Source organism: Streptomyces sp. NPDC091289 (assembly GCF_044757365.1).
In the GTDB taxonomy this organism is placed as follows: domain Bacteria; phylum Actinomycetota; class Actinomycetes; order Streptomycetales; family Streptomycetaceae; genus Streptomyces.
The window spans coordinates 495,494-504,508 of sequence record NZ_JBIVUT010000001.1; the positions used below are offsets into that span (position 1 = coordinate 495,494).

General features: G+C 74.0%; 8 protein-coding genes. 4 read left to right on the forward strand and 4 right to left on the reverse strand.

Annotated features, from left to right (window positions below):
- Positions 1 to 40: 40 nt before the first annotated feature.
- Positions 41 to 2,122: an MMPL family transporter gene (locus tag ACIQPT_RS02075; RefSeq protein ID WP_401151537.1), complete on the forward strand. Its 2,082-nt coding sequence runs from the start codon at positions 41 to 43 to the stop codon at positions 2,120 to 2,122.
- Here the strand turns inward: ACIQPT_RS02075 and ACIQPT_RS02080 are convergent.
- Together ACIQPT_RS02080 and ACIQPT_RS02085 are read right to left on the reverse strand one after the other, a co-directional pair.
- The gene (locus tag ACIQPT_RS02080) at positions 2,119 to 2,661 is read right to left on the reverse strand and encodes a hypothetical protein (RefSeq protein ID WP_401151540.1); all 543 of its coding nucleotides are present in this window, start codon (positions 2,659 to 2,661) and stop codon (positions 2,119 to 2,121) included. The two genes, ACIQPT_RS02075 and ACIQPT_RS02080, sit on opposite strands and share 4 nt — an antisense overlap.
- Complete coding sequence (locus ACIQPT_RS02085) at positions 2,658 to 3,200, reverse strand: DoxX family protein (RefSeq protein WP_401151543.1); 543 nt, start codon at positions 3,198 to 3,200, stop codon at positions 2,658 to 2,660. Before ACIQPT_RS02085 ends, ACIQPT_RS02080 begins: the two co-directional genes overlap by 4 nt.
- Positions 3,201 to 3,405: 205 nt before the next feature.
- Here ACIQPT_RS02085 and ACIQPT_RS02090 point away from each other — a divergent pair, with 205 nt between their 5' ends.
- Entirely contained in the window at positions 3,406 to 5,421 is a 2,016-nt protein-coding gene (locus ACIQPT_RS02090; protein ID WP_401151545.1) for an FAD-dependent oxidoreductase, read from the forward strand.
- Positions 5,422 to 5,466: 45 nt separating this feature from the next.
- Entirely contained in the window at positions 5,467 to 5,997 is a 531-nt protein-coding gene (locus tag ACIQPT_RS02095; protein ID WP_401151548.1) for a PadR family transcriptional regulator, read from the forward strand.
- Positions 5,998 to 6,122: 125 nt separating this feature from the next.
- Here ACIQPT_RS02095 and ACIQPT_RS02100 read toward each other — a convergent pair whose 3' ends face one another.
- Both ACIQPT_RS02100 and ACIQPT_RS02105 read right to left on the reverse strand, forming a co-directional pair.
- Complete coding sequence (locus tag ACIQPT_RS02100) at positions 6,123 to 7,097, reverse strand: DMT family transporter (protein ID WP_401151551.1); 975 nt, start codon at positions 7,095 to 7,097, stop codon at positions 6,123 to 6,125.
- Positions 7,094 to 8,038, reverse strand: a complete 945-nt coding sequence (locus ACIQPT_RS02105) for a phosphatase PAP2 family protein (RefSeq protein ID WP_401151554.1) — start codon at positions 8,036 to 8,038, stop codon at positions 7,094 to 7,096. Before ACIQPT_RS02105 ends, ACIQPT_RS02100 begins: the two co-directional genes overlap by 4 nt.
- Before the next feature lie 160 nt (positions 8,039 to 8,198).
- Here ACIQPT_RS02105 and ACIQPT_RS02110 point away from each other — a divergent pair, with 160 nt between their 5' ends.
- On the forward strand, positions 8,199 to 8,828 hold the full coding sequence (locus tag ACIQPT_RS02110) for a TetR/AcrR family transcriptional regulator (protein ID WP_401151557.1): 630 nt from the start codon (positions 8,199 to 8,201) through the stop codon (positions 8,826 to 8,828).
- Positions 8,829 to 9,015: the final 187 nt, after the last annotated feature.

A 9,015-nucleotide genomic window follows, 5' to 3' on the forward strand; every position in this document is an offset into this window, starting at 1 on the left:
CCGAGGTGCCTGCTGAGGTATCTCCACCCCCGGGAGAGGCATGTCCACCCCTGCACGTTCGGTTCGCCGGCTGGTCCCCTTCCTCCTGCTGATCGCCTGGCTCGGCATCGGCGGCGGGCTCGGCCCGTACGCCGGGAAGCTCGGCGAGGTCGCCACCAACGACCAGGCGGCCTTCCTGCCGCAGAACGCGGAGTCCACCCAAGTCATCGACGCCCAGAAGGCGTTCCAGCAGAACGAGACCCTGCCGGTCATCCTCGTCTGGACGTCGGCGGAGCAGGGCGCGCCGCTGGACGACGGGCAGCGGGAGGCCGCCACCGGCGCCCTCGCCTCGCTGGCCGGGAGCGACGGCGTCGCCGGAGAGCCCTCCCCCGCCCTGCCCTCCGAGGACGGCCTCGCGCTCCAGGGCATCGTGCAGTTGAGCCCCGATCTCGGGGACGAGCTGCCGGCGGTGCTGGAGGAGGCCGAGAAGGCGGGCGCGTCCGTGCCCGGCACGACGGTTCAGCTGGCGGGCCCGGCCGCGAGCCAGGCCGACCTCTCCGACGCTTTCGCGGGCATCGACGGGCTGCTGCTCGGGGTCGCCCTGATCACGGTGCTCGTCATTCTGCTGCTGGTCTACCGCAGCGTGCTGCTGCCCTTCCTCATCATCCTCGGCGCCGTGTTCGCCCTCGCCCTGTCCTGCGCGATCGTCTACGTCCTCGCCGACCACGACATCGTGCGCGTGGACGGTCAGGTGCAGGGCATCCTGTCCATCCTGGTGATCGGCGCGGCCACGGACTACGCCCTGCTGCTCACCGCGCGGTTCCGGGAGGAACTCGCCGTCCACGGCGATCGGTTCAGCGCGATGCGCGTCGCGCTGCGCGAGTCCTTCGGCCCGATCACGGCGAGCGCCGCGACGGTGGCGGCGGGCCTGCTCGCCCTGCTGCTCAGCGACCTCACCAACAACCGGGCCCTCGGTCCTGTGGGCGCGATCGGCATCGTCTGCTCGGTCCTGAGCGCGCTCACCTTCCTGCCCGCCGTCCTGGTGCTGCTGGGCCGGACCGCCTACTGGCCGGCGAAGCCCAGGCCCGCCGACGCGGCGTCCGGTCACGGCATCTGGCACAAGGTCGCGGCCCTCGTCGACCGGTCGCCCCGCAAGGTCTGGGCGATCACCCTGGCGGCCCTGATCGCGTGTGCCGCGTTCGCCCCCACGCTCACCTCCAAGGGCGTGCCGCTCGACGAGATCTTCGTCAACGACGCCCCGTCCGTGGCCGCCCAGGAGACGCTGGGCGAGCACTTCCCCGGCGGCTCCGGCAATCCGGCGGTGATCATCGCCGCGGCGGACCGCCTGACCGAGGTCACGGAGGCCGCCGACCGTACCGACGGGGTGGCCTCCGTCGCGGCGGTGAGCGCGAGCGGCCGGCCGGGCGGCGAACCGCTCGTCGTCGACGGCAGGGTCCGGATCGACGCGACCCTGAAGGACCCGGCCGACAGCGACGGCGCCAAGGAGACGGTGGCCGCGCTGCGCACCTCGGTCCACGCGGTGCCCGGATCGGACGCCCTGGTCGGCGGCTACACCGCCCAGCGGTACGACACCCAGCAAACGGCCGAGGACGACCGCACGCTGATCGTGCCGGTGGTGCTGGCGATCATCCTGGTGATCCTGGTCTTCCTGCTGCGTTCGCTGCTCATGCCGGTGCTGCTCGTGGCGACGGTGGCGCTGAACTTCCTGGCCACACTGGGGATTTCCGCGCTGGTCTTCACCCATGTGTTCGGCTTCAGCGGCACGGACGCATCGGTGCCGCTGTACGGATTCGTCTTCCTGGTCGCCCTCGGCGTCGACTACAACATCTTCCTGATGTCCCGGGTCCGGGAGGAGTCGCTGCGGCACGGCACCCGGGAGGGCATCCTGCGCGGGCTGACCACGACCGGCGGGGTCATCACCTCGGCGGGCGTCGTCCTGGCGGCCACCTTCGCCGCGCTGGGTGTGATCCCGCTGGCGTTCCTGCTCCAGATCGCGTTCATCGTGGCCTTCGGCGTCCTGCTGGACACGCTGGTCGTCCGGTCGCTCCTCGTCCCGGCGCTGGTGCGGGACATCGGGCCGAAGGCCTGGTGGCCGGGGGCCCTCAGCCGCGAGAGGCCCTAAGGCCGGCGCAGGGCGTCCCCCGGAGCCCATCCCGGGTCCCGGTAGGCCGCCAGGGCCCAGATGACGAAGATGTCCAGGGCGATGACGATCACCGACCAGAGGGGCGCGTACGGCAGGAAGAGGAAGTGCGCGAAGAGGCTCAGGGAGGCGAAGAGGATGCCGGTCGCCCGCGCCCAGCGCGCCCCCAGGAGCAGTGCGGCCCCGGTGACGGCCACGCAGACGCCGAGCACCAGGTGGATCCAGCCCCAGCCGGTGAGGCTGATCCGGTAGAGATACTCGCCGACGTCGCCGTACACGTCTCCGTCGGCCAGGGCCGCGATGCCCTCCAGGGCCGCCACGAAGCCCTGGCAGAGCATCAGCACCCCGGCCAGGAGCACCCCGCCGGTCACCCAGAGGCTGCCCGGATCGGGCGCCGGCGCGGGCCCGGCCGGGCCGTCGCCGCGCTGCCACGGCGTCTCCCCCTGGCCGGGTCCCGGCCGGGGTCCCTGGCCGGGGCCGGGACCCGGCAGGACGTCGGGGTGGGAGGGGTCCTCGCTCATCGGAAGGTCTCCTCCTTCTGGGCAGCCTGCTGGGCGGCCTGCCCCTTCGCCCGCCTGCCGACCACCGTGGCGGCCGCGACCGCCGCGCCCGCGAAGGACAGCGCGACCATCCACGGGCGGTCGAGGACATGTCCGGTGACATGGTCCAGGGAGTAGCGCCCGGGGCCGGTCAGTCCGATGGCCGCGGCGGTGAAGCCGAGGAGCGCCGGGTATTCGTAGCCGCCGCCCTGGGCGAAGAAGCCCGCCGGGACGTGCACGGCCACCGCACCCGCCATCGCCGCGGCGGCCGCGGCGCCCGCCGCCGGGGTGGCGAGCCCCAGCGCCAGCAGCGTGCCGCCGCCCGCCTCGCCGAGTCCGGCGGCCACGGCGCTGGGCTTGGGCGGGTGGAACCCCATCGCCTCCATGGCCGACGCGGTGCCCTGGATGCCTCCGCCGCCGAACCAGCCGGCCAGCTTCTGGCTGCCGTGGGCGGCGAGCACCGCGCCGGTGCCGACGCGCAGGGCGAGCAGGCCGAGATCACGCCGGTTGACGCAGACCATGAGGACTCCCGGGGTGAGGGGGTTTCGGGTACGGATCCCACTCTCGTCGGCGGGTGGCGGCCGGGCGCGGCCGAGTACGCCGTACGGGGCGGGGGCCGGGCGCCCCAAGGGCCGGGGTGCGACGCAGATCATTGTGCAACTTGTTGCATAAGGGCGTGGCGGTGGTCTACAACTGACCCGACGACCCTGTGCGGAGGAGACCCCCATGAGCCTGTATCCGAACCTGCTGAGCCCGCTGGACCTCGGGTTCACCACCCTGCCCAACCGGGTGCTCATGGGATCGATGCACATCGGTCTGGAGGAGGCCGAGCGCGGCTTCGAGCGGATGGCCGCCTTCTACGCCGAGCGCGCCCGGGGCGGCGTCGGCCTGATGGTCACCGGCGGCATCGCCCCCAGCGAGCGGGCCTGCTCCTTCCCCGGCGGGGCCAAGATGACGACCGAGGCGGAGGCGGAGCAGCACCGGGAGATCACCTCGGCGGTGCACGCGGCGGGCGGCCGGATCGCGATGCAGATCCTGCACTTCGGGCGGTACGCGCACCACCCCGACCTGGTGGCGCCGAGCGCGCTCAAGGCTCCGATCAGCGGGTTCACCCCGAACGCGCTGACCGACGACCAGGTCGAGGAGACCATCGAGGAGTTCGTCCGGGCGGCGGAGCTGGCCCGGTTCGCCGGCTACGACGGCGTCGAGATCATGGGCTCCGAGGGCTATCTGATCAACGAGTTCATCGTCTCCGCGACCAACCACCGCACCGACCGCTGGGGCGGTGGTTACGAGAACCGCATGCGGCTGCCCGTCGAGATCGTGCGCCGGGTCCGCGAGCGGGTCGGCGACGACTTCATCCTGATCTACCGGCTCTCCATGCTGGACCTGGTGCCGGGCGGCTCGACGCTGGAGGAGGTCGTGACGCTCGCGAAGGCGATCGAGGCGGCGGGCGCGACGATCATCAACACCGGCATCGGCTGGCACGAGGCGCGCATCCCGACCATCGCCACCTCCGTGCCGCGCGGCGCGTTCAGCTGGGTGACCGAGAAGGTGCGCGGCGCGGTCTCCGTACCGCTGGTGACGAGCAACCGCATCAACACCCCCGAGGTCGCCGAGGAGATCCTCGCCTCCGGCCGGGCCGACATGGTCTCCATGGCCCGCCCCTTCCTCGCCGACCCGGAGTTCGTCGCGAAGGCGGCGGCGGGCCGCGCGGACGCGATCAACACCTGCATCGGCTGCAACCAGGCCTGCCTGGACCACATCTTCAGCCTCAAGATCACCTCCTGCCTGGTCAACCCGCGCGCCTGCCACGAGACCGAGCTGGTCCTCTCGCCCACCCGGACCCGTAAACGCGTCGCCGTGGTCGGCGCCGGTCCGGCAGGCCTCGCGTGCTCCGTCACGGCGGCCGAGCGGGGGCACGCGGTGACCCTGTTCGACACGGCGGACGAGATCGGCGGGCAGCTGAACGTGGCGCGCCGGGTGCCGGGCAAGGAGGAGTTCGACGAGACGCTGCGCTACTTCCGTACGCGGCTGGCCGAGCTGGACGTCGACGTCCGGCTGGGCTCCCGGGCGGACGCGGGAACGCTGGACGGCTACGACGAGATCGTGCTCGCCACCGGCGTCGAGCCGCGTACCCCGGCGATCCCCGGCACCGACCACCCGAACGTCGTCAGCTATCTGGACGTGCTGCGCGACGGGGCGCCGGTCGGCGACCGGGTCGCGATCGTCGGCGCGGGCGGCATCGGCTTCGACGTCGCGGAGTTCCTCACCGACGGCGGCGACGCGGCGAGCCTGGACGCGGACACCTTCTTCCGGCAGTGGGGCGTGGACACCGCCTACGCGGAGCGCGGCGGGCTGCGCGCCCCCGAGCGTCCGAAGTCGCCGCGCACGGTCCACCTGGTGCAGCGCAGGACCACCAAGGTCGGCGCGGGGCTCGGCAAGACGACGGGGTGGATCCACCGCACCGAACTGCGCCACCGGGGCGTCGAGATGATCGCCGGAGCCTCCTACGACCTCATCGACGACGAGGGCCTCCACCTCACCGTCGACGGTGAGCCGCGGGTGCTGCCGGTCGACACGGTGGTGCTGTGCGCGGGTCAGGAACCGCGCCGCGAGCTGTACGAGGAGCTGCGGGCGGGCACCGTCCCGGTCCATCTGATCGGCGGCGCGGACGTGGCGGCCGAGCTGGACGCGAAGCGGGCCATCCGCCAGGGCACGGAGCTCGCCGCCGCCCTGTGAGCCGCCGGGCGCCCCGGGTCCCCGTACGTCCTTAGGATGCACCCCATGTCACTGCCGCACGCGATCCTCACCGCTCTGCTGGAGAAGCCGTCCTCGGGTCTGGAACTGACCCGCAGGTTCGACCGGTCGATCGGCTACTTCTGGTCATCGACGCACCAGCAGATCTATCGCGAGCTGGGGAAACTGGAGCAGGCCGGGCGGATCAGGGCGCTGCCCACGGCGGTGCCCGCCCGGGGGCAGAAGAAGGAGTACGAGGTGCTCCCCGCGGGCCGCGAGGAGCTGGCGGCCTGGGTGGCGCTGCCCGAGGATCCCCGGCCGGTCCGCGATCCGCTGCTGCTGCGGATGCGGGCGGCGGCGGTCGTCGGGGCGGACGGCATGGGCGCGGAGCTGCGCCGCCATCTCGCCCTGCACGAACGGCAGCTCGCGGAGTACCGGGAGATCGAGGAGCGGAACTTCACCCCCGCGCCGACGACCGACGAGGACCGGCTGCGGTATCTGGTGCTGCGCGGCGGCATCGACCTGGAGACGTTCTGGATCGGCTGGCTGACCCGGGCCATCGCCGACCTGGACGGCTGAGCGGTCGCGGTCCGGCGGAACCGGCCGAGCGGTCGGCGGGGCGGCCGAGCGGTCGGCGGGGCGGCCGAACCGGACGTCCCGACCGCCCCGCCGGTCGTCCTCACGCCCCGCGCCCCGCGCCCCGGTCAGCCGCTCGCGTGCGCGGGGAGGGGGTCCGGTACGCCTCCGAGCGGCACGGGGTCCGCGCGCCGGGGGCTGCCGATGACGACCCTCGCCGGTACCGGGTCCACCGGGGCGGCGATCGGTTCCTCGGCCGCGTCGCCGTGCTCCGTGTGCCGCGCCTGGGCCCGGCTGAGGAGGATCACCCCGCGCACGGCCGCCGCCGTACCGAGGAGCGCGAGCACCAGGCTGACCGGCCCGCCCTGGAGGCGCTCGCCGAGCAGGGCCAGGCCGATCGCGGCGGCGGCGACCGGGTTGGCGAGGGTGACCACGGCGAGCGGTGCGCCGAGCCCGCCCCGGTAGGCGGTCTGGGACAGCAGCAGGCCGCCCATCGCGAAGGCGGAGACGAGCAGCGCCACCGTCAGCAGCCGCCAGCTGAACAGCGGGCCGCCGGAGTGGTCGGTGACGGCGACGGTGAGGGTCTGGGTGAGCGCGGAGGCGACACCGGAGGTGATTCCGGAGGCCGCCGCGTGCCGCAGCCCCGGCCGGGCCCCGGGCCGGCTGAGCCCGGCGACGACCGCCATGGTGGCCGCGCCGACGCCGAGCGCCTCGGGGAGGCTGAGGGTCTCGTGCGGGGCGGAGCCGCCCGCGGTCAGGAGCAGTGCGCCGAGGCCGAGCAGGGTCAGGGCGGTGCCGCGCCACTCGACGCGGCCGACCCGGCGCCCGGCGGCGCGCGCCCCGAGCGGGACGGCGACGACGAGGGTGAGCGCGCCGAGCGGCTGGACCAGGGTGAGCGGGCCGTAGTTGAGCGCGGCGACGTGCAGCAGCGCACCCGTGGCGTTGAGACCGACCGCCGACCACCAGGCGCCCCGGCCCAGCAGCCGCAGGACTCCGGTGGACGGGTCGGTGCGGCCGGCCAGCCGGGACTGGGCCACGGCGGCGGAGGCGTAGGCGGCGGCGGAGACGAGGGAGAGGGCGACGGCGATCAGGGTGGCGTTCATCGCACGGCTCCGGCCCGAGTACGCGCCGGTGACCCGGCACCGGCAGCGGTTTCGGCGGGCCGGGGCGGCACGACCGTCGCGCCGGGGGCGGGCTCGGGAGCCCCCGGCGCGAAGGCCGCGGCCTCTGCCGCGCCACCCGCGTACGCCGGTACGGGAATCCCCTCGCCGCTCCCCCACGCGCCCGGCCGGGGCAGCCGCGTCGGGACGGCCCGGGCGGACAGCGGCAGCCGGAACGCGGCGAGGGCGACCGCGAGCAGGGCTGCCACGACGATCGCGTCGAGCCAGTAGTGGTTCGCCGTGCCCACGACGACGAGCAGCGTGAGCGCCGGGTGCAGCAGCCACAGCCAGCGCCACCGGGAGCGGGTGGCGGCGATCAGCCCGACGGCGACCATCACGGCCCAGCCGACGTGCAGCGAGGGCATCGCGGCGAACTGGTTCGCCATCGTGTCGGTCGCGGGCGTCTGCCCGTACACCGTCGGCCCGTACACCTGACCGGTGTCGACCATGCCGGCGGCCGGGAGCATCCGGGGCGGGGCCAGCGGGAACAGCAGGTGCAGCACCAGGGAGGCGGCGGTGAGCGCGGCGAGCACGCGGCGCGACCAGACGTAGTGGCGGGGGCGGCGCCAGTAGAGCCAGACCAGGAAGAGGGCCGTGGCCGGGAAGTGCACGGTGGCGTAGTAGGTGTTCGCCGCGTGGATCAGGGGCTGGCTGTGCAGCAGCAGTCCCTGGACCGCGCCCTCGCCGGGGAGGTGCAGGGCCCGTTCGAGGTCCCACACGTTCCCCGCGTTGCGGAACGCTTCCTCGACATGACCGTTGGCGGCCCGGCGGCCGAACTTGTAGGCCAGGAAGAGTCCGGCCACGAGAAGGAACTCGCGGACGAGGGGCGGTCGGGCACGTATGTCCGGCTCCTGGTCCGTGGGCTCGGTGCGGGCGTAGGTCACCCGGTGCCCCCTTGGATGCGAAGCGGTGTCAGGACGGCCCGGTCAGATCCACGCCGTATCGATACGCCAGTGTACCGATACGTCGGCGTATCGGTACACGTACGTATCGGTACACTGGCGTATCGAGAACCTCACCGCACCGCCGCAGGAGGTACAGCCCATGCCGTCGCCCGATTCCGCACAGGAGTCAGCCCTCACGTCCCGCCGGTCGAAGATCACACCGGAGCGGGCGCAGGAGCTCTACGCGGCGGTGCTGGAACTGTTGCGGGAGGGTGGTTACGAATCGCTGACGATGGAGGGGGTCGCCTCCCGCACGCGGTGCGGGAAGTCGACGCTGTACCGCCAGTGGGGCTCCAAGCCCGAGCTGGTCGTGGCCGCGCTGCACGGCACCCGGCGGATGCGCCTCCCGAACATCGACACCGGGACGCTGGCCGGGGACCTGCTGGAGGCCGCGCGCGCGATCGGCGAGGCCTCGGGGAGCGACACCCCGCTGATGCACGCCCTCAGCCATGCCGCGCTCCAGAGCCCGGAGCTGCTGTGCGCGCTGCGCGAGGCGCTGATCCTGCCGGAGATCGCGGCGATCGACGCGATGGTCCGGCGGGGCCAGGCGCGCGGCGAGATCGCGGGGGACCTTCCGGGGGCCGAGTTCGTGGCGGCGCAGCTGCTCGGCGTGATGCGCGCCCGGCCGCTGCTGGAGGGGCGCTACGCCGACGCGGCGTATCTGACCCGGTTCGTGGAGATGGCGATCCTCCCGAGCCTCGGACTCACGGCGGGCGCGCCGGAGTCCTGACAGACGTGGACCGCTCGTCCCAGCGGATGGGGACGGTCCACCCGCGCCGCACCGTGGGGACGGGGGCGGCGCACCGCCCGGCCGGGCGGGGGGCGCCGGGGGGGGGGGCGGGCGCCCCCGGGGGCGCCGGGCCCCCCCCCGCGCGGGCCCCCCCCCCCCCCCCCCCCCCCCCCCCAGGGGGGGTTGT

What these genes read in the sequence shown, in the direction of transcription:
- ACIQPT_RS02110 (WP_401151557.1), top strand. Translation starts at nt 8,199, where the DNA reads ATGCCGTCGCCCGATTCCGCACAGGAGTCAGCCCTCACGTCCCGCCGG.
- ACIQPT_RS02100 (WP_401151551.1), bottom strand. Translation starts at nt 7,097, where the DNA reads ATGAACGCCACCCTGATCGCCGTCGCCCTCTCCCTCGTCTCCGCCGCC.
- ACIQPT_RS02075 (WP_401151537.1), top strand. Translation starts at nt 41, where the DNA reads ATGTCCACCCCTGCACGTTCGGTTCGCCGGCTGGTCCCCTTCCTCCTG.
- ACIQPT_RS02095 (WP_401151548.1), top strand. Translation starts at nt 5,467, where the DNA reads ATGTCACTGCCGCACGCGATCCTCACCGCTCTGCTGGAGAAGCCGTCC.
- ACIQPT_RS02085 (WP_401151543.1), bottom strand. Translation starts at nt 3,200, where the DNA reads ATGGTCTGCGTCAACCGGCGTGATCTCGGCCTGCTCGCCCTGCGCGTC.
- ACIQPT_RS02080 (WP_401151540.1), bottom strand. Translation starts at nt 2,661, where the DNA reads ATGAGCGAGGACCCCTCCCACCCCGACGTCCTGCCGGGTCCCGGCCCC.
- ACIQPT_RS02090 (WP_401151545.1), top strand. Translation starts at nt 3,406, where the DNA reads ATGAGCCTGTATCCGAACCTGCTGAGCCCGCTGGACCTCGGGTTCACC.